This is a genomic window from Roseovarius mucosus DSM 17069, from assembly GCF_000768555.3.
Taxonomy (GTDB): Bacteria; Pseudomonadota; Alphaproteobacteria; order Rhodobacterales; family Rhodobacteraceae; genus Roseovarius; species Roseovarius mucosus.
In genome coordinates this window covers 253601-279493 of sequence record NZ_KN293977.1, presented here as the reverse complement: position 1 = coordinate 279493, position 25893 = coordinate 253601, and the positions used below count along the sequence as shown (strand labels likewise).

General features: G+C 60.5%; 20 protein-coding genes and 4 pseudogenes. 9 read left to right on the top strand and 15 right to left on the bottom strand.

Translation table 11 applies throughout. The features are described 5' to 3' along the window. Positions 1-40 precede the first annotated feature (40 nt). The 12 genes and pseudogenes from ROSMUC_RS06870 to ROSMUC_RS06815 form a co-directional block, all read right to left on the bottom strand. Positions 41-265 (bottom strand): formate dehydrogenase subunit delta, encoded by a 225-nt coding sequence (locus ROSMUC_RS06870; RefSeq protein WP_037270946.1) that lies wholly within the window; start codon positions 263-265, stop codon positions 41-43. Continuing rightward, positions 255-1073, bottom strand: coding sequence for a formate dehydrogenase accessory sulfurtransferase FdhD (gene fdhD, locus ROSMUC_RS06865; RefSeq protein WP_037270944.1), 819 nt, complete (start codon positions 1071-1073; stop codon positions 255-257). The genes ROSMUC_RS06870 and fdhD overlap by 11 nt, the downstream gene beginning before the upstream one ends. Continuing rightward, complete coding sequence (fdhF, locus tag ROSMUC_RS06860; protein ID WP_037270942.1) at positions 1070-3964, bottom strand: formate dehydrogenase subunit alpha; 2895 nt, start codon at positions 3962-3964, stop codon at positions 1070-1072. Before fdhF ends, fdhD begins: the two co-directional genes overlap by 4 nt. Then, positions 3961-5469 carry an NADH-ubiquinone oxidoreductase-F iron-sulfur binding region domain-containing protein gene (locus ROSMUC_RS06855; RefSeq protein ID WP_037270941.1) on the bottom strand — a complete coding sequence of 503 codons (1509 nt, stop codon included), beginning with the start codon at positions 5467-5469 and terminating at the stop codon, positions 3961-3963. Before ROSMUC_RS06855 ends, fdhF begins: the two co-directional genes overlap by 4 nt. After that, positions 5466-5958: pseudogene (locus ROSMUC_RS06850) on the bottom strand (formate dehydrogenase subunit gamma). The gene ROSMUC_RS06855 and the pseudogene ROSMUC_RS06850 overlap by 4 nt, the downstream one beginning before the upstream one ends. 65 nt (positions 5959-6023) lie before the next feature. After that, positions 6024-6911 carry a LysR family transcriptional regulator gene (locus tag ROSMUC_RS06845; protein ID WP_037270940.1) on the bottom strand — a complete coding sequence of 296 codons (888 nt, stop codon included), beginning with the start codon at positions 6909-6911 and terminating at the stop codon, positions 6024-6026. A 92-nt stretch (positions 6912-7003) separates the two neighbouring features. Further along, positions 7004-8725, bottom strand: coding sequence for an OFA family MFS transporter (locus ROSMUC_RS06840; RefSeq protein WP_037270937.1), 1722 nt, complete (start codon positions 8723-8725; stop codon positions 7004-7006). A gap of 247 nt (positions 8726-8972) precedes the next feature. Continuing rightward, positions 8973-10916 carry a sensor histidine kinase gene (locus ROSMUC_RS06835; protein WP_037270936.1) on the bottom strand — a complete coding sequence of 648 codons (1944 nt, stop codon included), beginning with the start codon at positions 10914-10916 and terminating at the stop codon, positions 8973-8975. A gap of 3 nt (positions 10917-10919) precedes the next feature. Continuing rightward, positions 10920-12350, bottom strand: a complete 1431-nt coding sequence (locus ROSMUC_RS06830; RefSeq protein WP_342748347.1) for a sigma-54-dependent transcriptional regulator — start codon at positions 12348-12350, stop codon at positions 10920-10922. Between the two features lie 469 nt (positions 12351-12819). Further along, positions 12820-14112 (bottom strand): aspartate aminotransferase family protein, encoded by a 1293-nt coding sequence (locus ROSMUC_RS06825; RefSeq protein WP_037270932.1) that lies wholly within the window; start codon positions 14110-14112, stop codon positions 12820-12822. A 4-nt stretch (positions 14113-14116) separates the two neighbouring features. After that, on the bottom strand, positions 14117-15265 hold the full coding sequence (locus ROSMUC_RS06820; protein ID WP_052115273.1) for a mandelate racemase/muconate lactonizing enzyme family protein: 1149 nt from the start codon (positions 15263-15265) through the stop codon (positions 14117-14119). Next, positions 15262-17718, bottom strand: coding sequence for an FAD-dependent oxidoreductase (locus ROSMUC_RS06815; RefSeq protein ID WP_037270931.1), 2457 nt, complete (start codon positions 17716-17718; stop codon positions 15262-15264). The genes ROSMUC_RS06820 and ROSMUC_RS06815 overlap by 4 nt, the downstream gene beginning before the upstream one ends. Positions 17719-17789: 71 nt before the next feature. On the opposite strand from ROSMUC_RS06815, the gene ROSMUC_RS06810 reads away from it, so the two are divergent. The 7 genes from ROSMUC_RS06810 (at position 17790) to ROSMUC_RS21295 (ending at position 23520) form a co-directional block, all read left to right on the top strand. After that, the gene (locus ROSMUC_RS06810; protein WP_037270929.1) at positions 17790-18677 is read left to right on the top strand and encodes a MurR/RpiR family transcriptional regulator; all 888 of its coding nucleotides are present in this window, start codon (positions 17790-17792) and stop codon (positions 18675-18677) included. Continuing rightward, complete coding sequence (locus tag ROSMUC_RS06805; protein ID WP_037270928.1) at positions 18674-19762, top strand: aromatic ring-hydroxylating oxygenase subunit alpha; 1089 nt, start codon at positions 18674-18676, stop codon at positions 19760-19762. Before ROSMUC_RS06810 ends, ROSMUC_RS06805 begins: the two co-directional genes overlap by 4 nt. Next, a complete protein-coding gene (locus tag ROSMUC_RS06800; protein ID WP_037270927.1) occupies positions 19755-21212 on the top strand; it encodes an aldehyde dehydrogenase family protein in 1458 nt (485 codons plus the stop codon). The genes ROSMUC_RS06805 and ROSMUC_RS06800 overlap by 8 nt, the downstream gene beginning before the upstream one ends. Before the next feature lies 1 nt (position 21213). Beyond that, positions 21214-21594: a carboxymuconolactone decarboxylase family protein gene (locus ROSMUC_RS06795; RefSeq protein WP_037270926.1), complete on the top strand. Its 381-nt coding sequence runs from the start codon at positions 21214-21216 to the stop codon at positions 21592-21594. Between the two features lie 313 nt (positions 21595-21907). Next, positions 21908-22426, top strand: a complete 519-nt coding sequence (locus ROSMUC_RS06790; protein WP_245875134.1) for a hypothetical protein — start codon at positions 21908-21910, stop codon at positions 22424-22426. 718 nt (positions 22427-23144) lie between these two features. After that, positions 23145-23336 carry a hypothetical protein gene (locus ROSMUC_RS21300; protein WP_245875133.1) on the top strand — a complete coding sequence of 64 codons (192 nt, stop codon included), beginning with the start codon at positions 23145-23147 and terminating at the stop codon, positions 23334-23336. A gap of 1 nt (position 23337) precedes the next feature. Next, entirely contained in the window at positions 23338-23520 is a 183-nt protein-coding gene (locus ROSMUC_RS21295; RefSeq protein WP_245875132.1) for a hypothetical protein, read from the top strand. A gap of 50 nt (positions 23521-23570) precedes the next feature. Here ROSMUC_RS21295 and ROSMUC_RS06775 read toward each other — a convergent pair whose 3' ends face one another. Next, positions 23571-24596, bottom strand: a complete 1026-nt coding sequence (locus tag ROSMUC_RS06775) for an AraC family transcriptional regulator (RefSeq protein WP_037270924.1) — start codon at positions 24594-24596, stop codon at positions 23571-23573. Between the two features lie 186 nt (positions 24597-24782). Between ROSMUC_RS06775 and ROSMUC_RS06770 the strand changes: the two genes are divergently transcribed. Further along, the gene (locus ROSMUC_RS06770) at positions 24783-25241 is read left to right on the top strand and encodes a (2Fe-2S)-binding protein (protein ID WP_037271063.1); all 459 of its coding nucleotides are present in this window, start codon (positions 24783-24785) and stop codon (positions 25239-25241) included. A gap of 3 nt (positions 25242-25244) precedes the next feature. Beyond that, positions 25245-25331 (top strand): annotated as a pseudogene (locus ROSMUC_RS21740) (twin-arginine translocation signal domain-containing protein); the annotation flags it as partial. Between the two features lie 275 nt (positions 25332-25606). Here ROSMUC_RS21740 and ROSMUC_RS21290 read toward each other — a convergent pair. Beyond that, a pseudogene (locus ROSMUC_RS21290) lies at positions 25607-25792 on the bottom strand (thioredoxin domain-containing protein); the annotation flags it as partial. After that, positions 25789-25893 (bottom strand): annotated as a pseudogene (locus ROSMUC_RS21285) (formate dehydrogenase subunit gamma); the annotation flags it as partial. The pseudogenes ROSMUC_RS21290 and ROSMUC_RS21285, both read right to left, overlap by 4 nt.

Sequence of the window (25893 nt, the reverse complement as noted above, 5' to 3'; positions counted from 1 at the left end):
GTTTTAGCATTGCCGGGCAACCAGAGGCAATTGAGACACTTCAGGCGCGCGGCCCGGCCCTCTCTATTCGAGCATCCGCCGCGATCACCAGCGCGTCAAGGCCCACCCCACCCGCCGCGACATGGGCGTGCAACTGGGCGCGCATCCGAGGCTCCCAAAAGTCGGTAATATGCGCCGCAACCTTGGCGGGGGCGGCGTCGCCCGGTTGAGTTTTAAAAAAGGTGGCGATCTGGTTCGCCATGCGGATCATCTTGTCAGGCGACATCGGCGGCCTCGTCATTGATACGTTGAGGATGGGAAAAGAGGTCGAAGCCACCGCCCCGGGCAAATGCCGCGAGGGTGATCCCCGCCTCTTCGGCCAGGCGCACGGCAGCGCCGGTCGGGGCAGAGACGGCGATCAGGGCGGGAATACCGGCAAGGGCGCATTTCTGCACCAGCTCCACCGACAAGCGCGAGGTCATGACCGCCGCGCCTTGGGTCGGATCGATGCCTTGCTTAACGATCGCTCCGATGAGCTTGTCCAAGGCATTGTGGCGGCCGACATCCTCGCGGGCCAGCACCACGCCAGAGCCTGGCAGCAGGAAACCGGCGGCATGGGTCGCGCGGGTCAGATCGTGCAAGCTTTGGTGGTTACGCAACCCGTCGGTGGCGCGGGCCACATCCGATGCGCTCAGGCGCAGATCAGTCATGACATGCGGCACCGACCGCAAGGCCTGTTCCAGACTGTCGATGCCGCACAGGCCGCAGCCGACCGGCCCGGCCATGGTCCGGCGTCGCTTTGCAAGGGCCTGCGCCCGGTCGTCACTCAGCCAGAATCGCGTCTCGATGCCGTTCGCATGGTCGACCATCTCGAATTCCTCGACCTGTGCGGGATCAGTGATAATGCCCTCGGTCAGGGCAAAGCCAAGGGCGAAGTCCGCAAGATCGACCGGTGTCGCCATCATCACCGCCTGTGTCGTGCCGTTGAACACCAGCGCGACCGGCACCTCCTCCGGCAGCGCGCGGTGGATGTCGCGCGTGCCTTCGGTGCGATGCGCGAGCCCAGGCGTGCTGACATGCGCCCGCATGGTCATTCCGCCGCCGGCAGGATGCGGCGCGCGCGTTCCGCTTGCGCTGCGTAATCCTCCTGCCAGTCCGTCGGCCCGTTCGACAGGCTGACTTGCACCGCTGTCACCTTGTATTCAGGGCAATTGGTGGCCCAGTCCGAATAGTCGGTGGTGATCACATTGGCTTGCGTATCGGGGTGGTGAAAGGTGGTGTAAACCACGCCGGGACTGACCCGGTCGGTCAGCTTGGCACGCAAGGTCGTTTCGCCAGCACGGCTGGCCAGCCGCACCCAGTCACCCTCCTTCAGGCCCCGCACCTCGGCATCATGCGGATGGATCTCCAACAGGTCCTCCTCATGCCAGACCACATTCGCGGTGCGCCGGGTCTGCGCCCCCACGTTATACTGGCTCAATATCCGTCCTGTGGTCAGCAAAAGCGGAAAGCGCGGACCGGTCTTTTCATCTGTCGCCACATATTCGGTGACAATGAACCGCCCCTTGCCGCGCATAAACCCGTCCACATGCATCAGCGGCGTGCCCTCGGGATGCGCTTCGTTGCAGGGCCATTGCACGCTGCCTTTTTCTTCAAGCAGTGCATAGTCCACCCCTGCGAAAGAGGGCGTGGTGGCGGCGATTTCCTCCATGATCCGCGCTGGATGGCTATAACTCCACCCCGCCCCCATGGCATTGGCGAGCATCTGGGTGATTTCCCAATCCGCATAGCCATTGAGGGGCGGCATCACCTTGCGCACACGGTTGATGCGGCGCTCGGCATTGGTGAAGGTACCGTCCTTCTCGAGGAAGGTTGATCCCGGCAGGAAGACATGGGCGTAATTCGCAGTCTCGTTCAGGAAGAGATCGTGCACGATCACGCATTCCATCGCGGCTAGGCCTGCCGCCACATGTTTGGTATCAGGGTCCGATTGCAGAATGTCCTCACCCTGACAATAGAGCCCCTTGAACGTGCCATCCACAGCAGCATCCAGCATGTTGGGGATGCGCAGGCCCGGTTCCGCGTCGATCTGGACGCCCCAGGCCTCTTCAAAGATTGCGCGCACCTCAGGGCCTTTGACATGGCGATAACCAGGCAGTTCATGCGGGAAAGACCCCATATCACACGACCCCTGTACGTTGTTCTGGCCGCGCAACGGGTTCACCCCCACGCCGGGCCGACCGATATTGCCGGTCAGCATAGCGAGGTTGGCGATGCCCATCACGGTTGTCGAGCCTTGGGAATGTTCGGTCACGCCCAGCCCGTAATAGATCGCACCATTGCCGCCCGTGGCAAAAAGACGAGCGGCGGCGCGCAGTTCCGCAGGATCGACGCCGGTCAACAGCGCTGTGGCCTCAGGCGAGTGGCGGGGGTTGCTGATGAATTCAGCGTAATGCTGGAATTCGTCCCAATCGCAGCGCTCGCGTATGAATTCCTCATCCATCAGCCCCTCGGTCACAATCACATGCGCAAGGGCACTGACCACGGCGACATTCGTGCCGGGGCGCAGGGGCAGATGATGCGCCGCCGCAATATGCGGCGATTTCACCAGATCAATCCGCCGCGGGTCGATCACGATCAGCTTCGCGCCCGCGCGCAATCGCTTCTTAAGGCGGCTTGCAAAGACCGGGTGGCCATCCGTGGGATTGGCCCCGATCACCACAACCACATCTGTATGCTCGACGCTATCGAAATCCTGCGTGCCAGCACTTGTGCCAAAGGTCTGACCCAGACCATAGCCCGTGGGCGAATGACAAACGCGCGCGCAGGTATCGGTGTTGTTGTTGCCAAAAACTGCGCGCGCCAGTTTCTGCACCAGGTAGGTTTCTTCGTTGGTGCAGCGGCTTGAGGTAATCACGCCGATAGATTTCTTACCGTATTTCTCCTGAAGCCCGCGCATCCGGGTGGCTGCAAAGTTCAGCGCCTCGTCCCAGTCGACCTCACGCCAGGGATCGGAGATGCGCTCGCGGATCATAGGCTTGAGAATGCGGTCCTTGTGATGCGCATATCCATAAGCGAACCGGCCCTTGACGCAGCTATGCCCGCGATTGGCCTTGCCGTGTTTGTAGGGCACCATACGCACCAGCGTGTCGCCGTTCATCTCTGCCTTGAAAGAGCAGCCCACACCGCAATAGGCGCAGGTGGTCACGACCGACCGATCGGGCGTGCCCATTTCGATGATCGACTTCTCTTGCAAGGTCGCAGTCGGGCAGGCCTGCACGCAGGCACCGCAACTCACGCAATCGGAACTCAGGAAATCGTCAGCGGGGCCACCTGCGGCAACGCGGCTCTCAAAACCACGGCCTTGAATCGTCAGCGCAAAGGTGCCCTGCACCTCTTCGCAGGCGCGAACGCAGCGGTTGCAGACAATGCATTTGCTGGGGTCATAGTCGAAATACGGGTTGCTGTCGTCTTTTGGCAACCATTCCGGATTGGCCTCGCCGCTCGTATTGCGGGCCTCGAAATGATTGACCATGCCGCTATCTATCGGAGCCTCATAGCGCACATCGCGCAGGCCGACCGCGCCCGCCATGTCCTGCAACTCGCAATCGCCATTGGCCGAACAGGTCAGGCAATCAAGCGGGTGGTCGGAGATATAGAGTTCCATCACGCCGCGGCGGATCTTGCGCACCTTGGCCGACCCGGTGTGCACAACCATGCCCGGCGTCACAGGCGTGGTGCAGGATGCGGGCGTGCCGCGCCGCCCCTCGATTTCCACTACGCAGAGGCGGCACGAACCGAAGGCTTCGAGATTGTCGGAGGCGCAAAGTTTGGGGATGGAAATCCCCGCCTCGGCCGCCGCGCGCAACACCGATGTGCCCTCGGGCACAGTCACCGCGACACCATCGATCTCTAGCGTCACCGGCACCCCTATCTTGGCGGGCGTGCCCATGTCGCGGTCATTGGGAATGATGAAATCTTTCATTCGGCAGCCTCCTTTTGGGTGGCGAAATCATTTGGAAAATGGGTGAGCGCGGACATGACCGGAAAGGGCGTGAACCCGCCAAGAGCACAGAGCGAGCCGTCTTTCATCGTCTCACAAAGGTCCGTCAAAAGCGGAATTGCCGCCCCGTCGCCTGCCGCGATGCGGTCGATTGTCTCGACTCCGCGCACCGCGCCGATCCGGCAAGGTGTGCACTTTCCACAGCTTTCCACCGCGCAGAATTCCATCGCGAAGCGCGCCATTTGCAGCATGTCGGCATGATCGTCAAAGACCACCAGCCCGGCATGACCCAAGAGCCCGCCCTTGGCGTCAAGCTCTTCATAGCCAAGCGGCACATCGAAATTGCTGACGGGCACATAGGCCCCCAAGGGTCCGCCCACCTGCACCGCCTTGATCGGGCGGCCGGTCAAGGTACCGCCACCCAGATCATTGACCACCTCGCCCAAGGTGATGCCAAAAGCCGTCTCGAACAGGCCTCCACGCGCCACATTGCCCGCAATTTGCAAGGTCACGGTGCCGCGCGACCGGCCAAGACCGAAATCGGCATAGGTCTGCGCGCCCTTCTCGAAAATCACTGGCACGGTGGCAAGGCTGATTACGTTGTTCACCACCGTCGGGCGCCCGAGGAACCCTTCGAGCGCGGGCAGCGGCGGCTTGGCACGTACAACGCCGCGTTTGCCTTCGAGCGAGTTCAAAAGTGACGTTTCCTCGCCGCAGACATAGGCCCCCGCACCCACGCGGATTTCCATGTCAAACGCGCGACCGGAACCGAGCACATCCGAACCAAGCACGCCTGCGCCGCGCGCAATCTCGACCGCGCGCCGCATCACCGCGATGGCGTCAGGATATTCCGAGCGCAGATAGACATAACCGCGCGTCGCCCCAACGCCGAGGCCCGCAATCGCCATGCCTTCGATCAGAGTAAAGGGATCGCCCTCCATGATCATCCTGTCGGCAAAGGTGCCGCTGTCGCCCTCATCGGCGTTGCAGACGATGTATTTTTGCGGGGCCTCAGCCTCATGCACCGTCTTCCACTTGATGCCGGTGGGAAAGCCTGCGCCACCTCGGCCGCGCAGGCCCGAATTGGTGACTTCTGCGACGATCTCGGCCCCACTCATGCCAATGGCCCGGCGCAGGCCGATCAGCCCGCCATGGGCAGAATAGTCCGAGAGCGACAAAGGATCGATCACGCCGACGCGCGCGAAGGTCAGGCGGGTCTGGCGCTTCATCCATTCAAGGTCTTCGACCGGACCTAGCGCCTTGGCGCTGCTGCCATCGAGAATCTCCGCGACATCGCCCACCGTCACCGGACCATAGCCATGGCGCACCCCGTCAATCTCAACTTCCACCAACGGCTCCAGCCAGATCATGCCGCGCGAACCGGTGCGCACGATCTGCGCCTCGGGGGCAGCGGCGCGCAGGGCGGCAACCACATCCTCGGCCCCCAGTGCCTTGGCGGCGCTGTCCATGGGAACGTAAATCTTCATGCGCCCGCCTCCGCCAGCAGCTTGTCCAGTTTCACCGCATCGACGCGGCCCACGACCCGGTCATCGACCATCGCGGCGGGCGCGCAGACCAAGGCAATAGACCGGCTCGATCGTTACCGCGCCATTGGCGGTGGTGCCGTGCCAATCGAGGCCCAGCTTGGCCAGCAGCGCATCCGCCATGGCCGCGCCGCCAACCGACTGGCACGCCTCGGCGCGGTAGATCTTCAGCACGTGGCGCCCGGCGGGCTTTTCCCGGAAGTCATGGTAGAAGGTGATCACGCCATGCATCTCGGCGCGGGTGATGTTCAGCGCATCGCAGATCGGAGCATGCGCATGCTCCGGGACGTATCCGAAAGCCTCTTGCAATGCATGCAATAACGGCAATAGCGGCCCTTCGAGGTGGATATGGGCGTCGATGATCCGGGCGATCTCTTCGACGTCGATGGCGGTGGCGGGTTGGGCCGTGGCTGTCGTCCTCCAATTTGGCATACCTTGGCACACCAAACCGGTTGCCGATCAATAACGGCGTTCCGTGAGTCGATAGGGGTTTTGGATCAAACCGTTGAGGGAAGGCGCTTCGCTTCGGCCAGCAGGGCCGATAGAACCGGCGTGCGCGGATCGCAATGTGGCAGGATCAGGCCTACTTTCTGAGATCGCTTCGCCCCTTCGAGCGGCACAAGCGCAAGGTCTTTTCCATCCGAGAGAAAGCTTGTCACGTCCCTCGGCAAAACCGTCATGCAATGGCCCGACGCTACACTCGCCACAAGTGCAATGATCGAGTTCGACTCAATGCAGGTCATGGGCGTTACGCCACTTTCAGCAAACAATTGGTTGATGATCCGCCGATTCTGCATGTCAGGCGTGAGCAGTGCCAGTGTCTCTCCGTCCAGCTCAGACCATGCCATCTTCGCCCTCTTCGCGTGCTGCGAACTTTGGGCACACACGAAAATATAGCTTTCGTCATAAAGCTCTGCTGTATCGACCCGACCAAGCGGCTCGTTTTCCAAGTATGATATTCCGGCATCTGCCTTGAAATCGTCGAGCATCTGCAGGATCTCGCACGAGTTGCGCGACAGAATGGTAAACCTGACATTGGGGTGACGTTCGGAAAAGGCTGTACAAAGCCGCCCGGCCCAAGTCTGTGCGGTGGGGATCACGGCCAGCCGCACCTCTCCGGTCAAGCCCTGCCGACTGATACGCATCTCGTCGCGCAACTGCCGAGCGTCATCGACAATCCGCTTGGCCCAGGTAAGCGCCGTCTGCCCCTCCGGTGTCAGCCCACCAAAGCGAGAGCCGCGATGAACCAACTGCACACCCAACTGCGCTTCCGATTGCTTGATGCCGGCCGACAGTGTCGGTTGCGCAATGTTCAATCGTTCTGCGGCTCGTCCGAAATGGCACTCCTTCGCAAGGGCTATGAACATTTCCAGCTTGTCGAGTATGATAGAGAACCTCGATCAAAATTTTTGAATTCAATCAGAAATTCAAAACATTGCGTAAAGGGGCACCCGCGACAGGTGCCCCTTTGAATGCGTCATTCGCCCGGAACAGCCTGAAGCTCCGGTTCGTCGTGGTGGTGGTGTTCCTTGACCGGCTTCATCAGCAGGTTGGCAAAGAACGCCACGACCAGCAGCGCCGCCATGCAATACATGGTCGTATTGTAGAGCGAAGGCGTCGGGTCGATCGTGCCCTCGGGGGCGATCTCCATCAGCTTGGCTATGGTCACGGTCTTGGCCGCGACCAGCTGATCCAGCTGCACCAGTGGCGCGCCGAACTTCACGGCAAATGCAGCCGGGTCGATCTTGGTCGCCAAGTCCTGGATCGCGCTTGTCACCGACATCTGCCGCAAGGACGTGATCGCCAGTGGACCCAACACGCCCGCGGTGGACCATGCTGTCAGCAACCTCCCGTGGATGCCGCCCACGTGCATGGTGCCGAACATGTCCGCCAGATAGGCCGGGATCGTTGCGAACCCGCCGCCATACATGGAGAAGATGATCATCGTCGCGGCGTAGAAGCCGATCAGGTAGATCATCGCGGGGTTGGTGGCCACGGCCGAGGCGAAATAAGGTATCGACAGATAAAGGATCGTGCCGAGCACGAAGAAGCACATGTAGGTCGCCTTGCGCCCGATGTAGTCCGAGGTCGACGCCCAAAAGAACCGCCCGACCATGTTGAAGACCGAAATCATCAGGACATATGTCGAGGCAAAGGCAGCGGTGACCACCAGCGGCATAACCGAGCCGAAGATTTCCGACATCATCGTCTTAGCGACGCCGATGACGCCGATCCCGGCGGTCACGTTGAAGCAGAGCATGACCCAAAGCTGCCAGAACTGCGGCGTCTTCAGCGCCTGGTCAATATGGACGTTGTTCTGACTGACCATGCCAGAGGCCACGGGTTTCGGCGTCCAGCCTTCGGGTTTCCAGTCCTTCGCGGGAACGCGATACTGGAACGCGGCAAGGATCATGACGATGAAATAGACCACGCCGAGCGTCAGGAAAGTCTGCGCAGCGCCGGTCGCGCCGGTGCCGACGACATAGACGCCCGCGTCGCCGCCAAAGCTGGCGGCCTGCGCGGCGGATGCGATCACGACCTCGACCTTGCCGGCGGCGGTTTCCGCGAAGACGCGACCGTTTTCAACCACGGTCGTCACAGCGTCCTGCGCGCCAAGGAACTCAGGCGCCTTGGCATAAAGGCTCAAGAGCCACCCCTTGACCGGGGCTGCGATCATCGCGCCGCCGCCAAAGCCCATGATGGCCATACCCGTCGCCATGCCACGCCGGTCCGGGAACCAACGGATCAAGGTCGACACGGGCGAGACATAGCCCAGTCCGAGCCCGCAGCCTCCGAGCACGCCGTAGCCGAGGTAAACCAGCCACAACTGGTGGCTGGAAATGCCCAATGAGCCAATTATGAAGCCGCCACCCCAAAGGAACGCCGCAACGACGCCGACCATGCGCGGGCCGACTTCCTCAAGCCACTTGCCTGCAAAAGCAGCTGCGAGGCCGAGGAAGACGATGGCCACCGAGAAAATCCACACGACCGAGCTGAGGCTCCAGTCATCGGCGCTGGAGGCAACGACGCCCAGTTCGCGGGTAAGCGGCGGGTTGAAGACCGACCACGCATAGACCGAGCCGATGCAGAGGTGGATGGCGATGGATGCCGGCGGCACGCGCCAGCGGTTGAATCCTGGTTCGGCGACGATATGGCTCTTGTGCAAAAAGCCCAACGCACCGTGCGAGGCGTTGCTCATGGTTTTTCCTCCCTTTGATGTCCCCAAGACGCGCCCTCCTCCGAGCACAAGTGGGGGCATGCACTGGCATGCAAAGCAAGAAAAGGCAGACGGCACCTTGAAGCGTCAACCGTTTTTTACTATTTAAATCATATACTTAAATGGCATTTTGTCTGATCTCAGAGGAAGCCGGGCCGAAATTCGGAACAATCTGTCCAACACCCACCCGCTGGAATGCGAGATTTTGGGACATTCTGTCCAAATTTGCCTAAGCGAGATTTTCTTGCGCGGGCAGTCGCACTTCGAACCGACTACCGGCGCCAAGCGTCGAACACGCGGTGATCTGTCCACCTGCGCGACTCACAATCTGACGGCTGATCGACAGGCCAAGCCCGGTTCCCTGCGCCTGCTTGGTGGTGAAGAACGGATCGAATATCCGCCCCAGAGTGTCCGGATCGATCCCTGTGCCGGTATCCTCGACAGCCAGGATGATCTGGCCTTCATCTTCTTTCGTGGCGACGCGCAGACGACCCCCTGCGGGCATCGCCTGGACTGCATTCAGGATCAGATTGACGATAACTTGCTGTAGCTCTGTCCGCGAGATATGAACCTTTGACGTGCTGGTTGCCTCTACGGTGCATACGATGCCCGCCGCCTCAATTTGGTGGCGGGTCAGAACAAGACAGTCGCGGACCACCTGCGACGGGTCGACCTTCCTGTCGGCACCGGAGAAGTCTTCGGGCCGGGCGAAATGCAGCAATTTCGAAACGATCACGCCAATGCGATAGACCTGATCGTCGATGAGGCGGAATTCCTCCTCGGCCCGCTGGGCTTCGTCGCCCAGGTTGCTGCGTGCAAGGTCTAGATTGCCCTGGATCACCGCCACCGGATTGTTGATTTCATGCGCGACCGAAGCCGTTATCTCGCCGACGGCCGCAAGTTTCTCGGAGATGATCAGACGCTCGGTCGTCTGCTCCAACCTCTGTTTGGCTGCGTGCAGTTCATGCGTGCGCTCCTCCACCCTTTGCTCAAGAGTCTCCCCCCAAGCGCGCAGTTCACGGTCGCGCTGTTCTAACCTGTCGAGCAGACTGTCGAAATGCCGCGCGACCTGAACGATCTCGCCATCCACATCGCTTGGCGCGTTGCGCGCACTCAGATCGCCGCTTTCAACACGGTCGATGGTCCGGGTCATGCTTTCCAGTGGGCGAAAGATATGTCCCGCCCACCGCAGGAAGACCGGCACCGAGGCCAGTGCGATGAACAGGAAGGCAAGGCTTAATGTGATGACGGAATTGCGCTTTGCAGCGCTGAAGGGCGTTTCGAGGAACCCGACATAGAGCATACCAACAGGTGTGCCAAAGCTGTCGAAAATGGGTTCGTAGGCAGAGATATACCAATCATTGACCACGAAGGCGCGATCCAGCCAGATTTCCCCTCGGCCCAGAACCTGCGCCCGAACCTCAGCCGAGACGCGGGTTCCGAGAGCACGAACATTTTCGAACAGTCGGACATTGGTGGAAATGCGTACGTCATCAAGAAACAGAGTCGCTGTGCCCTGGCTGCCCTCGGGCAGGCTTTCGGCACGGTAGACAAGTGCGTTGATCGTGTCGATGAAGCCAAGGTTTCGGTTCAGTAGCACGCCACCTGCCAAGGCCACCCTCGTCCCATCCGGAAGGATCAGCGGTGCAGCGGAGTGGATGACCATCCCACGCGTCTCGTCCGTTCGGTCCGTCGGCACTGCTCCGCGGGTGGGAACAAGGGGTATTTTGGCGCGCGCCGACAAGTCCGACGACAGCGATGCCAGTGTTTCGGTGTCGAACACGTCGATCGTACTGCGCCAGTTTCCGCCAAGCGCGTCCTCGATGACGGGCCATTTTGTGTCTCTGGAGACATGCAGAAAATCGAGACCCAGCCGATCGCGCTCTTTCTCAAGAAAGGCGTCGATTGCACCGTCTTCCAGCGCGGTCTGCAACGCCACAGAGCGCGCGACCGCATCGACGCGCTCACCCGAGTTTTCGATCAACCGAGCAAGATATTGATCCGCGATGGTCAGGTCCCCTGTGACCTTGTTGACCAGAATTGCGTCCACCTTGCCCGACCACCGCCAGACAGTGCCTCCCAGAAGGACCGGCAGGAGCACCAGCATCGGCAAGAGCGCAATCACCAGCAGGCGCACCCGAACGGAGCGCAGAGCCTTGGGCAGACGCGACACCGGCTACAGCCCCCAGGCCGCGCATTTGCGGTCGATGGTCTTGCGGGAAATGCCCAACCGCCGCGCTGCTTCGCTCCGGTTACCGCCAAGCGCGTCGAGCGCTTTCAGGATTTCACGTTTTTCCATATCCTCCAGAGGGGCGATGTCATCCGATGTGCTGACGTCGCCAAGTGTTTCCAGCGGAAACCGTCCAAAGATCAGCGCGCGCTCAACGAAATTATGCAGCTCCCGAATATTTCCGGGCCAGTCGTGGCGCAGCATGGCCGAGCGCACAGCCGAGGTGATCTCGACCTGCGGAAGGTTAAGCGCAATTGCGATCTCGGATCGGAACAACTCGGCGAGGTCCAGAATATCAGCGCCGCGATCCTTGAGCGGAGGCATGGCCACGTCGATCACGTTAATGCGAAACAGAAAATCTTCTCGGAAATGGCCGTCCTGCACGGCCTTCTGCAGGGATTTGCTGGACGCGATGACAAAGCGCAGGTCCAATTGCACGTCGCGTCCGGTGCCGATTGGCCGGATCACCCCGTCTTCAATCACACGCAAAAGAGCCGTCTGCGCGCTGGCACTGAGTTCACTGACATCGTCCAGGAAAACAGTTCCTCCCGAAGCCTGCGCAAGCAGCCCTTCGCGTCCAACTTGGGCGCCAGGAAAAGCTCCGGCACCGTGACCGAACAATTCGTATTCGATCATGTCGGCAGGAATTGCCCCGCACTGGATCGTCACGAATGGAGCCGCGCCACGCCCGGAATGCCCATGCAGATGGCGCGCAGCGACTTCCTTGCCAGAGCCGGACGGCCCGGTGATCAACACCGGCGTGGACAGCGGTGCCACTCGCTCCAGCATTGCTCGAACCTCGGCGATAACTTGAGACGCCCCGATCAGTTCTTTGCGGCGATTGCCACTTGCGACCGTATCAAGTTCGCGCCGAAGCAGAGCGTTTTCTCTTTTCAGCTGTGCCAGTTCCAGGCATTTGCGTAGCGCATTTAGAATTTGGTTCGACCGGAAAGGCTTGACGAGAAAATCCGAAGCCCCAGCGCGCATGGCGTCAATCGCCGTCTGAAGGTCGGCGTAGGCCGTGATCAGGATCGTGTTGGTAAAGCCACCCTTGGAACGTTGTTGAAGTAGCCATTCAAGCCCTTTCTGTCCCGGCATGATGTTGTCGAGCACCATCACATCGTATTGGTGCGTGGACAGCATCTCTTCAGCAGAACGGGCATCTTCTGCACTGTCGACATGCCGTGTGATGGGGCGCAGGGTGTTGACGAGGAAATGCCGCATTCCCGGTTCGTCATCGACGATCAGGATCCGCGCCGCGCCGAGCGGATCATTCCCGTATTCTGGATCTTTCAGCATGGTGACCTCCCAGTCGTCGGCGGTCGAACACTTACAAACTCGTCGAATTCCCCGCGTACAGTCTATCCCTTGCGCCAACAGACCAAAAATTCAAGGCGGACCTGAAGACACTTGAGTTCCCTTGCCTGATTTCAGAATGATGTGGAGCGCATGAGGCTAGGCTCCCAGGTCCTGTCCGTATCAAATTATGTTAAGAGTTGAATACAATTTCGCCCATCGAGGAACCGATCTCTTAAAATGCCCTGTATTAGCTGCGACGCAGCGCGAAATCACGCGATTGATACATGAACATGTGCTGCACACGACGCCCCGCAACCTATTGAAATCGTTTCGCGATCAAGACCATCCATCATAGGGGCACAAGAAAGGCGCGCGGCCGCGGTGGCTGCGTTGTCGGGCATTAAGTGTTCTCCTCGGGTCGCTTTTCTTAGAAGCGGCCCCGTTTACTGAACCATACATACAGGGCATGCACTTCGCCACCCTACCCCGCGCAAAGACAGGCGAAGGGCGGTGATTGCGCGGTGCTGTTCTCAAAACATTGGGAGGTCTATCGGTGGGATACCAAAGCATCTGCCACTGCGATCGCTGCATGGCTGAATGCGGAGCGGGTCAAGTCCAGGTCTGCTGGCGTCAATGCCAGCGATGGATAAAGCTTTCCGGGTGACTTGAACACACCTTGGCTCCGCAAGGCGCCGTTCCAGACCTCGTTGATCTTTGGATCACCATGTTTGGCGGTTCGATAATCGACCGGATTGGCATCGGTGAAGTAGATATCGAACAGCGTTGGGTCACCGCAGATTTGGTGGGTTATCCCCTGTTCGGTCAGAGCCGTGGATTGCATGTCCATCAAGGTCTGCCCCAGGTCGCGCAGCCGCTCATATTGGCCCGGACGCCGGAGAACTTCCATCGTCTTGAGCCCCGCGGCCGCGGCGACCGGATTGCCCGAGAGTGTTCCGAGCTGCATCAGCCACTTCTCCGGCCCAACGACGTTCTTGTCGAAGTGTGCCATGATCTCGGTGCTCGCCCCCAAGGCGGCCAGAGGAAAGCCACCCCCGATGATCTTGCCCAAGGTGCAGATGTCCGGCACTACGCCATAGCGTTCCTGCGCGCCGCCGTAGGCAAGACGGAACCCGGTAACGATCTCGTCGAAGATCAACAGAACATTGTGACGGTTGCACAATTCGCGCAGGCCTTGCAGGAATCCGGGTTTCGCCGGGATGATCCGTTGCAGCGGTTCGACAATGATCGCCGCGACGTCATCGTGTTCGGTCAAGAGCGATGCAACTGCCTGAAGATCATTGAACGGGGCAATAAGCATCTCATCGGCCACGCCTTGCGGTATACCCGCGCTGTCTGGCACCGCAGTAGGAAAGTTGATCTGTTGCGAAGGGGCAAGGCTCATCTGCGCCTCGGCAGACATGCCGTGATACCCGCCTTCGAATTTCAAGATTTTCGACTTGCCGGTATAGGCGCGGGCAAGGCGGATGGCATACATGTCGGCCTCGCCACCGGATGTGACGAACCGTACTTGCTCGCAGCACGGAACGGCTTCGACGATCGCCTCGGCCAATTCGATCCCTTTGGCGTTGTTGGCGAAGAACGTCATGCCCTTCGGCAATTGCTCCAGAACAGCTTCCATCACCTCCGGATGGCCATGCCCCAGAAGCATCGGACCTGAACCGATCAGGTAATCCACATATTCGTTGCCATTCTCGTCCCAAACGCGGCTGCCGTCGCCCCGCGCGATCACAATGGAAGCGTCGAAATTGCCGAAACCGGCGGCGGGAAGCACTTCGCGGGCCCGGTTGATCCAATCGGCTTGGGTGTAAATGCGGTTCATAAGGTCAATCCAGTATCAGGTCGGGTGCGCCAAGGCAGTCTTGATCAACGGTGATGCCAAGGCCTGGACCATCAGGCGGTGCGATGCGGCCATCGGTTCGAGCGGGCGCATCAGGGGCAATGCGCGGGTTGACGTAACTTGACAGATCGCAGACGTTCAGAACACGGGACGGTGCAGTTGCCGCCCCCAGATGCAGAGCGGCGGCGGTCACGATATCGCTGCCCCACGTGCATTCGATGCACATCTTTGCCCCAAGATGCAGGCAGAGATCGCGTGCCCGGCGCGTGGCGGACAGACCGCCGAACTTCGACAGCTTGAGCGCGACCGCATCCATGATTCCGAGGTGGTGCGCGGAGAGCATCGAAGCAGGATCATGCACCAATTCGTCGAGCTTCATAGGCAGACCTGTGGCCGCTTGCACACGCGCGCAATCCTCAAGCGTGGCGCAGGGCTGTTCCAGCATCACGTCCAGATGGGCCACCGCACGCCCGACGCGGATGGCGTCCAGAGTCGTCGCCCCACAGTTCCAGTCACCATAGACCAGTGGTCCGGGGCCGACCGCTTCGCGCACTTTGACCAGTCGTTCAACGTCAGTTTGCCAGTCACCGGATGCACCGAGCTTGGTCTGAAACTGAGTGATGCCAGCCGCCTGCGCGTCTCGCGCGATCCGCGCCATCTCGTCTGGCTCGACGCAGGTGATCGAGTGATAGAGTGGCAGGTCCGCCTGTCTGCGACCACCGAGGAGCGCGTGAAGTGGCAAACCGGCAACCTGCCCAGTGATATCCCACAAGGCGATGTCCAAGGCGGATTTGGCATAGACATGGCCTGGCAGATAGGCATCCGCGCTGGCCATCAGCGCCTCAGCCCCAACAGGATCACCACCAAGGATCACTGGCGCAAGTTCCTGCAAGGCAGGCGCCACCCCACGGGCATAGGCGGGCAGATAATGCGGGATCGGGCAGACCTCACCCCAGCCTTTCAGTCCAGCATCGGTCTCGACCGCGATCACAACCGTTTCGACCGTGTCACACGTCTTGCCTTCAGCCATGTAGTAGGCGGTGTGACTGGTCAGCGGCACATGCCAAAGACGCAGCCGTTTGATGCGCTGCGCGATGCTGATTGCTGACAGCGCAGGCGTGGTAATCCGGTTCATTCGGCGGGCTCCTGAACGACGTCGGCGCGCGGTGCCAGGCTTTGCGGATCATAGGCTGGTTCGCCAAGTACGCGCGCCGCGCGCGGTTGGCCGTGGATGACAACCTCAAGCTCGGTTCCCGGCTTTGCGGCGTGGGGTTTGAGATAGGCGAAGGCCAGGATCTTGCCGACCGTGTGGCCAAAGGCGACCGAGGCCGTGGAGCCGACAACCGTGCCGTCGAGCATAACCGCTTCACCGCCATGCCCGTCGCGGACGCCGTCCGGTTCAATCTCGAGATACGCGCAGATCCAGGGCAGGTCGGTATTCAGGGTCTTATCGCGGCCCAGATACTCCTTGTCCGTCCGGGCAAAGCGCAGCACATCGGCCTCAGCAAGGGTGACCTCGTTGGTCAACTCGCCTGCGCCCTTGAAGGCTTTTTCCATCCGCATCACATTCATTGCGAAGCTGCCGTAATCAGCGATGCCGTGTGGCTTACCCGCCTGCCAGAGCGCGCTATAGACCGCTTCCATGGCGGCAAATGGCATGTGCAGTTCCCATCCAAGCTCACCCGCATAAGATATGCGGAACGCCCAGACGCTGTGTCCTGCAATCATGATCTCCTGCGCCGACAGCCAGCGGAACGCCGCATTGTCGAGCCGCGCCTCGGTACAAGCGCCAAGAACATCGCGAGACTTTGGCCCGTTCAGGCTCAGCGCGCCCCAACTGTCGGATAGCGCCCTGACGGTCACGTCCGCACCGTTGCGATGGGCAGCGAGATGATCCAACAGACGCTGTTCAAAGAAAGCGGCACAGACGAGGTAGAACCGGTCATCAGCCATCCGCACGATGGTTGTTTCCAGTTCGATCCGTCCGCGATGGTTGAGCATATGGGTCAGTGTGATTGACCCGACCTTCTGCGGCATCCGGTTCGCCGTCAGGCGGCCCAGCAGCGCGTAGGCATCTGGACCCTCGACAATTACCTTGGTGAAGGCAGTCACATCCATAATCCCGACCCGCTCGCGCACCGCCTTGACCTCGGCTGCAACCATGTCGTCGACGACGGTGCGGCGGAAGGAATAGTGATCTTTCTGCGCCACGCCATCCCGCGCAAACCAGCGCGGGCGCTCAAACCCATAGACCTCTTCAAAGACTGCGCCCTTGGCCCTCAGCGTGTCATACAAGGGTGACGGTTTGATAGGGCGCCCAGCGAGACGGTTGAAATGCGGGAACGGGATTTCGTGGCGCAGGCAGTAGTCTTCCTTGGCTTTGATGACCTGCCAATCCCTGGTCGCGTAAGAGCCGAAGCGCCGCGGATCGTAGTCCCGCATCGAGATATCCGCAGCCCCATGCACCATCCAACGCGCCAATTCGCGGGTCAGACCCGGTCCCCAGCCAATACCGATCTGCGTGCCGCAACAGCACCAGTAGTTGCGCACACCCGGCGCGGGGCCGATCAGCGGGTTGCCATCAGGTGGATGGCTGATGGCACCATGAACGTCACGGCTGATACCCAGCTCCGCAAAGATTGGCATCCGGTTGAGGCTTTCCTCAAGCCACGGCATGACACGGTCATAGTCGGCGGCGAACAACTCGTTCTCGGCCTCCCACGGGCAATGATCCTCCCACACCGTGTTGGGGTTGGCTTTCTCGTAGATCCCGATCAGGCCCTTTTTCTGCTCCATCCGGATGTAGCCTGACACCTTGCGGTCATCGCGGATCACCGGCAACTCGCGCTCAAGGTCTCGGAATTCCGGCACCTCTTCCGTGACGAAATAATGGTGCGTCATCGACGTCATCGGCAATTGCAGCCCTGACCATTCCCCCATCTGCCGCGCATAGGTGCCGCCAGCATTGACCACATGCTCACAGAGGATCGCTCCCCGTTCGGTCTCCACCAGCCATTCGCCTGACGGCTGCTGTGTGATGTTCGTGGCGCGGCACCGTCGGATGATCCGCACGCCCTTGGCCCGCGCTCCGGCCGCCATGGCCATGGTCACGTTTGTCGGATCGACATGGCCGTCATCGGGGGTGTGCAGCGCGCCTAGCACACCGTCGAGATTGTAGAACGGGTGCAGTTCGGCAATCCGCTTCGGTCCGACCAATTCGATGTTGAACCCAAGCGACCGGCCAACCGACAGCGTGTGGCGCAGCCAGTCCATCTCGTCCTCGGTATAGGCAAGGCGGAATGACCCGCAGCCGTGCCATGTCACGGCCTGGCCGGTCTCAGCCTCCAACCCGCCCGAGTAAAGGCCGATGTTGTAATCCACGCATTTGCCCAATGAGAAACTTGACGTGGAATGCGTGATCTGACCGGCAGCGTGCCATGTGCTACCGCTGGTCAATTCCGCCTTCTCCAAGAGCACGGTATCTGCTCCCCAACCTTCATGCCCAAGGTGGTAGGCAAGGCCGACCCCCATGACACCTCCGCCAACGATGACCACGCGGGCGTGGCTGGGAAACTGATTGTCCGACATTGTCGATTCCTTTGCTCGGGAGACGCGAAACTTGTGGACAGGCTAAGTGTATGTTTGTACCAATGTCAAATATGAATGGAACAAATGTATCATCTCACGTTTTGGAGCGCCTCACCGAAGAATGGGACGCCCTGACCCCCGAGGCGCAGAAAGCCGCGCGCTATGTGCTGGAAAACCCCAATGACGTGGGCGTTTCGACTGTGCGCGAAATCGCCGAAGCTGCGAATGTGAAACCCAACACCTTTGTCCGCATGGCGCGTCAGGTGGGGTTCGAAGGCTACGAGGATTTCCGCGCCCCGTTTCGCGAGGCGATCCGCAAGGGAGCCGTCAGCTTTCCCGACCGGGCGCGTTGGCTGCAGGATATCCGCAAGTCGGGCGATCTGGGCGGGCTCTATGCCGACATGGTCGAAGGCGCGATCCGCAATCTTGAAGAGACCTTTGCCGGTATCGATGCGGACACCCTTAAAGCCGCGGCCGAGGCGATTTGGTCGAGCCGTCAGGTCTTTACGCTGGGCGTTGGCGTGAACAATGCCAATGCGCGCAACTTTACCTACCTCGCATCCACCGGCATGGTGCAATTTCACGCCATACCGCGCGAAGGGTCCACCCCGACGGACGATCTGGCCTGGGCCGACAAGCGCGATGTCCTGATCGCCATGTCGATGCGCCCCTACCGCGCCGAAGTCGTCGCCGCCATCGAGGTGGCCCGCGAACAGGGTCTGACCATCATTGGTCTCAGCGACAGCCCCGCCAGTCCGATCATCCGGGCCGCAGATCATGGCTTTGTCGTTGCCGTCGACACACCGCAGTTTTTCCCGTCTTCCGTGTCCACCATCGCGCTGCTTGAGACGCTGCTGAGCTTCGTGATCGCCGTGGCCAGCGACGAGATCGTCGATCGGGTTGAGCAATTCCACCGCCGCCGACATCAGCTTGGCATCTATATGGAGGAGCCGGAATGAAGGATGAAACAGGCCTCGTGCGGTCACTTGACGCGCGGTACTACACAGATCCGCAGGTCTTCGAGGCCGAAAAAGCCGGACTTCTCGCGCGTACATGGCAATTTGCTTGCCATGCGAGCCAATTGGAAAACCCCGGCGACTATGTCGCGTTCGATCTGGGCGACGAAAGCCTTTTCGCCATAAAGGGCCGGGATTGTCAAATCCGCACCTTCTACAACGTATGCCAGCACCGCGCTCATCAGCTTGTCAGCGGCGCGGGCAGCACCCGCGTCGTGGTTTGCCCCTATCACGCATGGACTTACGAACTGACCGGTAAGCTGCGTGCGGCACCCAATGCCAAATCAGTGCCGGGCTTCGACGCCTCGAAAATCTGTCTGACCGAAGTGCGGACCGAGGTGTTCCTTGGCTTCGTTTTCGTCAATCTTGACCCCTACGCGGACCCGATGGACACATGGTTTCCGAATGTGCGGGCCGAACTTGAAGAGTTTGTTCCCAACTGGGCCGAGTTGAAGCCGCTTGACTGGGTAGAAATCCCCGAGAACTGCAACTGGAAGGTCTCGGTTGAGAATTATTCCGAATGCTATCACTGCACGCTGAACCATCCGACCTTCGCCACCGGGGTGATCCGCCCGGAGACCTATGACATCCAGCCGCAGGGGTTCTGCCTGCGCCACACCACGCAATGCAATGACCTCAGCCAGATGACCTACGACATTCAGAGCGGCTTTGCGAACAACGACCGCTATTCGAGCTGGTTCCTCTGGCCAATGTTCTCCTTCCAGGTCTATCCGGGCAATCTTCTGAACACCTACCATTGGCGTGCGGTGGATGCCGATCACGTGGTGGTCTGGCGCGGTTGGTATTCGGTCGGAGGCTACGACGACGAAACGGTTCGCCGCATGGCGCAACAAGATCGCGCAACCACTGTAGAGGAAGACATCCACCTTGTTGAATCCGTTCAGCGCGGGCTGAAATCACGCGGGTACGTGCCGGGGCCTCTGGTCGTCGATCCCGGTTGCGGCGTGAATTCCGAGCACTCGATCCTACACTTGCAGCGCTGGATGCGAGAGGCCGTTGATGGTTGATGTGAAACCTTTCTGGCAGAATTTCATCGACGGCGCTTGGGTTGATGGCGGTGCTGGCCGGATCGACGTGACCGACCCTGCTACGGGAGAACGGATCGCTGAGCACGCGCTTGCCGACGCCGCTGATGTGGACCGCGCCGTTCAGGTGGCCAAGCGCGTCCATCAGTCCGGCGCGCTTACCGCGATGCGGCCAATCGAACGGGGGCGGATGGTACAGGCGATGGGGCGCTATCTGCTGCAACACAAGGACGAGATTGCCCGCGTGCTGACCCTTGAACAGGGCAAACCCCTTTGGGAGTCGATGATCGAAGTCGAAGGGGCCGCGCTTTATTTCGAATATTACGGCAATCAGGCCAGTACAGTCGAAGGCCGGTCGATACCACTCGGCGCGGGTTACATGGACTGGACTGAATACGAACCTTTTGGTGTCTCCGCCCAAATCATCCCATGGAACTACCCGGTCGAGATGACCGCCCGGTCGCTTTCTGCCGCTCTGGCCACCGGCAATGCCTGCGTGATCAAATCGCCCGAGCTGACACCCCTGACCAACGCTTACCTGGCCCGCGCTGCCGAAGCAGCCGGCTTTCCTGCCGGCTCGGTCAACGTGCTCTGCGGGTTGGGGCGGGACGCGGGCGCAGCGCTGGCTGCGCATCGGAACGTCAACCAGATTGTGTTTACGGGCTCTGTGCCCACCGGCGTGGCGATCGCAACCGCAGCCGCGCAGAACGTGGTGCCCTGTGTGCTGGAACTGGGCGGCAAGTCGGCTGCCATCGTCCATGACGACGCGGATCTCGACGCTTTTGAGAATGACATCCGCTGGGGCATTTTCTTCAACGCGGGACAGGTCTGTTCGGCCATGTCGCGCGTGATTGTACATGAAAGCCGCTACGACGAACTGGTCGAACGGGCGAAAAAGGTTGCCAAATCCCTGTCCGTCGGCCCCGGTATCATGCGTGCCGAATTTGGTGCAAATATGGGCTCGATGGTAAGCGAAGGCCAGCGCGACCGTGCCCTGAGCATGGTCGCCCGCGCTGAAGAACAGGGCGCGCAGGTCGCCGCAGGCGGACACAAGCTCAATCGCCCCGGTGCGTTCCTTGAACCAACCGCGTTGTCAGGTGTGACGCCGAATATGGACATCGCGCAGCAAGAGGTCTTTGGCCCTGTCCTGTCGGTGCTGTCCTTCCGCGAGGACGCAAAGGCCATTGAGATCGCCAATGGCACAGACTACGGGCTGGTGGCGGGTGTCTTTACCACCGATCTGGATCGCGCCGCCCACGCGGCGCGGCAACTCCGGGCTGGTCAAGTCTTCGTCAACGAATGGTATGCGGGCGGCGTTGAAACGCCCTTTGGTGGCTACGGCAAATCCGGCTATGGCCGCGAAAAGGGCCGCGAGGCAATTTGGAACTACGTGCAAACCAAGAACATCGCGATCCGGCTGAGAGGACACTGACATGAGCGTATTCGACGAAGATCTTTTCCTGAAAGGTCTGGAACAACGCAAGGCCACGCTGGGCGCGGAATATGTCGAAAAGAACCTCGCCGCCGCGGACGATTTCACCCGCCCGTTCCAAGAGGCGATGACAGCTTGGTGCTGGGGTTTTGGCTGGGGCGATGACGTGATCGACCCCAAGACACGCTCCATGATGAACCTGGCAATGATCGGGGCCTTGGGAAAAATGCATGAGTGGGAAACGCATTGCCGCGGCGCCATCAACAACGGAGTTTCCCAGGATGAAATCCGCGCGATCATCCACGTGATTGGAATCTATTGCGGCGTGCCGCAAGCGCTGGAGTGTTTTCGCGTGGCCCGAAAGGTGATGGAAGAAGTGTGAACCCGTACGAAGTGATGGCCGGAACCTCAGGATCATCCGGACAAGCAGTACCGCAACTCGTGCGACACAGCCCGACCGGGCGCGATCGAAACATGAACACACGCTGCACACGGCACCACTCAACCACTTGAAATAAAGTAAAAATCGCCACAATCCATCATAGGGGCCGTGGATAATCTAGCGTGTTGATTTATTTGCATTTTTTGTGTATCTTCAAACTGTTGGCGGCGGATGCTGCTACGCAGGAATACGCCCCAATATCCCCGAATTTGCCCCTCTACGACGACTCATTGCACACACAGCGCACACGAAAATGGCCTCCATCACCAAGGTCCCCTCCGGTGCATACCGGGTCCAGATCAGACGAAAGGGCCGCTACGCGAGCGAGACGTTCCTCCGCCGCGACGACGCCCATCGTTGGGCCCGCCAAGCTGAGACCCGGGTCGATCAGGGGCTGGCGCCGAACAAGTCGTCCGTCTCCCGCCTCCAGACCTTTGGCGACCTCATTGATCTTCATATAACCGATATGTGCGAGGTAGGGAAACCGCCGCGTCGCAGCAAGGCCGCGACACTCACCACGTTGAAGCGCGATCTTGGGAAGGAACGGATCGGTCACCTCGATCGGCAGAAGCTGATCGACTACGGCAAGATGCGTGCAGACCAAGGCGCCGGACCGGTGACCCTCGGGATCGATATCGGCGTGATCGAGATGATCATTACCCATGCGGCAGCCGTGCACGGGCTCGACATTTCTCCTGAACCCGTTGATCTGGCGCGCGTCGCGCTCAAGCGGCTCGGCCTGATCCTCAGCGTCCCATCGCCGCCACACTGACTGCAATGATGCGCACGCCCCATCTCGGTGATCGCCCGCATCCCGTTGTCGCTCACGCCGCGCGCGAGTTGTTGAACAAATCCGAAAACGTACGCTCTGGCGTTCTGTCCACGGCCATGTCCTTCCTCAGGCGCCGGAGACGTGTGCTTCTGCCCCCTGCAACAAGGAACGAAAATCCGAGAACAACGCCACGGACGATCCGCCATCTAATGACGCACGCGGCGCCTGCCCTCATGCTCGTCACAGGGCTCGGTGCCGCAGCGCAAGCGCAAGCCCCGCAAGGGCCAGATACGAGCATCCGCAGTCCCGCAGATCAGGTCGTCTTCGTCCCGTTTCCCGCCCCGGCGTTCGCAGCGCCGCGCTTTACGGCGGGGTTGGGACTGGGCAGCCGACAGCGACGACATCGCTGCTCGACCCGGCCATCTACGAAGTCCTGCCGCATACCCACACGCATTGCTATTGGGCTATGGTCGTGAAGGGGCGGATGCAGCACTGGGAATTGTCCGAGCCGAACCGTGGGCCGGACCTCTTGCCCGGCTCCAACTGGTTCCAGCCCGGCGGAGTGCCTTCATGCCGAGGATTGCCTGGGGCCGGAAATCTGCAAAGACTTCACCGTCTTCGACGAGCCTGCGGATTTCACGCCGGTTCAGTAAGCCAAAGCCGATAGCAGTGGGGGTTCCTAATGAAACCAGCCACCCGATGAGCCATCGCCGCACTGATGGGCATTACGATTTTTCGCGCACAAACCATCCTGTTCCTGCCGCAGGTGCAGATGCTCGGCGGCATTGCCCCCAATGGCTGGTTCGGTCCATGGCTTGGCGACACAATCATCGGGTTTATGTTGCCGGTAATGCTCTACCTCTTCTGGACGCGGCGTAGCGTGGTAGTCTGGGGTGTGCTTGTTACCTAAAATGCCGGGGGGCTTCGATTGTTCGCAGGGCCTGATCACGCAGGCGATCAGCCCTATGCCGGTTGAGATGGCGTCGGCAGCGACAGTCTATTTGGGGATCGGTTTGGCCATGGCCGCGCAACTCGTGGCGCTCGGGCTACTTTTCCGCCGCGAGGTGATCAACGAATTCAAGGCGTGGAGCTGATGTGCGAAGTTCTGCCCTCATTCGATACGCGCGCCGCAATGACTTCGAAATCATTCCGGCTTTCCGACCTGCCCCTTCGAAAGCGCCATGGCCTGACGAAAGGCAACTGGCGCTTGTCCCGTCCACCTGCGGAAACTTCTCGAAAAGCTGTTGGCATCGCGGTAGGCGAGCACGCTTGCGATCTCTTCGACGCGCAAGGTGGTCTTGGTCAGATACCGGGTTGCTATGTCGTGCCGCGTGACGTCGAGGACCGTCTGATATGACGTCCCTTCCTCGCGCAATCGCCGCTGCAGTGTGCTTCGGCTGATCCCAAGCGCAAGGGCTACGTCCTCGGCCCCCGTCCGCCCTGCTGGCATCAGATCGACCAAGGCGCCTCTCACCCGCTCGGCGACAGGCCAACGGTCGTTCTGGGCTGCCAGCTGAAGCTTGAGGTCGGCCTCGATATCAGCCCAGAGGGCGGGATTTTCGGAAATAAACGGACGTTTCGCATCCTCGGGCGAGAAGGCCAGATAGGCGGCATGCGACCGCTCCGGCATGATCCCCAATTGACCGGCGATCATGTGCCGCTCCTCCTCCGATCCATCGAAGCCCGCCGCAACCGGGCATACCAGATGGGCCGCAGCCCCGCGAATGTTCTCCACCGCGACCACAAGTTGAAGGGCGCCAAGGCTCGGAGGCATGGGCACGCGGGCATCGACGCTGTCGAACTCCAATCGCAGCAGCCCGCCATCCCAGAACACTCGCATGAGCGTCGGGCCGAGCAACGACTTGAACTGCGCCAGACGTATCAGACCAGTTTCCATATCGGGCGCGCAGGACAGCGTGAAAAAGACCGGGATCACCGGCCCGCGGGATATCGCAACACCAAGGTGGGGCACATAGTCGGGGCGCGGCGACAGCACCTCCATCGTGTTCCAGCAGTCGAAATACTGCTGCGCCGTCACACGCACCTCTGTTCGACTGCGAGCTAACGCACCAAGGCCTGCCGTCTCGAGCATGACCTGCGGATCAACGCCAAGGATGCGGCATGCCACATCCGTCGCCATGAAATTGGAGTATGTCTGTGAATTGACCATGGACCTAAGCTTTCAACTACCTTGCCTAAATGCCATGGGTGGATGGGCAGAACCAGACTCTGAATGCCGACTGACCCAATCTGAATTCAACTGACCACATATGTATATCGCTCTGGTGAACCCATGGATTTACTCTTTGAGCGCGCGCGGTGTCACGCCACGTCCACAAACCGACTGGAGCGAAACATGCTACTCACGGTAAACGGCACCAGTCATGATGTGGACTTGCCATCCGACATGCCCCTTCTTTGGGTATTACGGGACGGGCTGAACGTAACGAGTGTGAAGTACGGCTGTGGCATCGCACAATGCGGCGCTTGCACGGTCCATATTGGCGGCGATGCCGTACGCTCCTGTCAGGTGGCTTTGGGCGATGTCTGGGACGATGTGACAACGATTGAGGGGTTGGGGACACCCGATTCCTTGCATGTTATTCAGGCCGCTTGGATCGAGCACCAGGTTGCGCAATGCGGCTACTGCCAATCTGGTCAGATCATGCAGGCAGCCGACCTTTTGTCCCGCAACACAAAGCCGACCGACGACGACATCCACGCGGCGATGTCGGGCAATTTGTGCCGCTGCGGGACCTATCCCCGCATCCGCGCCGCCGTCCACGCTGCGGCCCGCGCGATGCGGGAGGCCTGAGACTTGGGACGCGCCAGAACAATCACCCGCCGCAGTTTCCTGATCGGGTCCGCCGCCATTGTCGGGGGAGTCGCCTTTGGGGCGTATTACGTCACCCGCCCCACGCCCAACCCTCTGCTGAATGATCTACCAGAGGGCGAGGCGGCGCTGACCCCTTTCGTCAAGATCACGCCGCAGGGTATCACGCTGATCGTGCCGCGCGCCGATGTCGGACAGGGCATCGCTTCGACTCAGGCCATGCTGATCGCCGAGGAACTTGATATCGACCCAGCCACTGCCACGCTCGACCCAGGCCAGCCGCATCCGGCCTATTTCAATGGCATCATCGCCGCCGAGAGCATGCCCTTTCCGGCATGGGAGCACGGGGTTGTGGCAGACACGGCATGGCGCACCCCGTCAATCTCAACTTCCACCAACGGCTCCAGCCAGATCATGCCGCGCGTGCCGGTGCGGATGATCTCGGCCGCAGGTGCGGCGGCACGAATCGCAGCCACGACCTCTTCAGCGCCTAGCGCCTTGGCGGCGCTGTCCATGGGAACATAAATCTTCATGCGCCCGCCTCCGCCAAGAGAGCGTCCATCCGGACGCCGTCCATCCGGCCAACCACACGATCATCCAGCATCGCCGCAGGGGCGCAGGCACAGAGGCCAAG

Coding starts and splice junctions, on each gene's coding strand:
- ROSMUC_RS21300 (WP_245875133.1), top strand. CDS start 23,145: ATGGGCATTACGATTTTTCGCGCACAAACCATCCTGTTCCTGCCGCAG.
- ROSMUC_RS06815 (WP_037270931.1), bottom strand. CDS start 17,718: ATGTCGGACAATCAGTTTCCCAGCCACGCCCGCGTGGTCATCGTTGGC.
- ROSMUC_RS06840 (WP_037270937.1), bottom strand. CDS start 8,725: ATGAGCAACGCCTCGCACGGTGCGTTGGGCTTTTTGCACAAGAGCCAT.
- ROSMUC_RS06795 (WP_037270926.1), top strand. CDS start 21,214: ATGAGCGTATTCGACGAAGATCTTTTCCTGAAAGGTCTGGAACAACGC.
- ROSMUC_RS06855 (WP_037270941.1), bottom strand. CDS start 5,469: ATGAAGATTTACGTTCCCATGGACAGCGCCGCCAAGGCACTGGGGGCC.
- ROSMUC_RS06775 (WP_037270924.1), bottom strand. CDS start 24,596: ATGGTCAATTCACAGACATACTCCAATTTCATGGCGACGGATGTGGCA.
- ROSMUC_RS06820 (WP_052115273.1), bottom strand. CDS start 15,265: ATGAACCGGATTACCACGCCTGCGCTGTCAGCAATCAGCATCGCGCAG.
- fdhD (WP_037270944.1), bottom strand. CDS start 1,073: ATGACCATGCGGGCGCATGTCAGCACGCCTGGGCTCGCGCATCGCACC.
- ROSMUC_RS06770 (WP_037271063.1), top strand. CDS start 24,783: ATGCTACTCACGGTAAACGGCACCAGTCATGATGTGGACTTGCCATCC.
- ROSMUC_RS06805 (WP_037270928.1), top strand. CDS start 18,674: ATGAAGGATGAAACAGGCCTCGTGCGGTCACTTGACGCGCGGTACTAC.
- fdhF (WP_037270942.1), bottom strand. CDS start 3,964: ATGAAAGATTTCATCATTCCCAATGACCGCGACATGGGCACGCCCGCC.
- ROSMUC_RS06870 (WP_037270946.1), bottom strand. CDS start 265: ATGTCGCCTGACAAGATGATCCGCATGGCGAACCAGATCGCCACCTTT.
- ROSMUC_RS21295 (WP_245875132.1), top strand. CDS start 23,338: ATGCCGGGGGGCTTCGATTGTTCGCAGGGCCTGATCACGCAGGCGATC.
- ROSMUC_RS06810 (WP_037270929.1), top strand. CDS start 17,790: ATGAATGGAACAAATGTATCATCTCACGTTTTGGAGCGCCTCACCGAA.
- ROSMUC_RS06825 (WP_037270932.1), bottom strand. CDS start 14,112: ATGAACCGCATTTACACCCAAGCCGATTGGATCAACCGGGCCCGCGAA.
- ROSMUC_RS06800 (WP_037270927.1), top strand. CDS start 19,755: ATGGTTGATGTGAAACCTTTCTGGCAGAATTTCATCGACGGCGCTTGG.
- ROSMUC_RS06790 (WP_245875134.1), top strand. CDS start 21,908: ATGGCCTCCATCACCAAGGTCCCCTCCGGTGCATACCGGGTCCAGATC.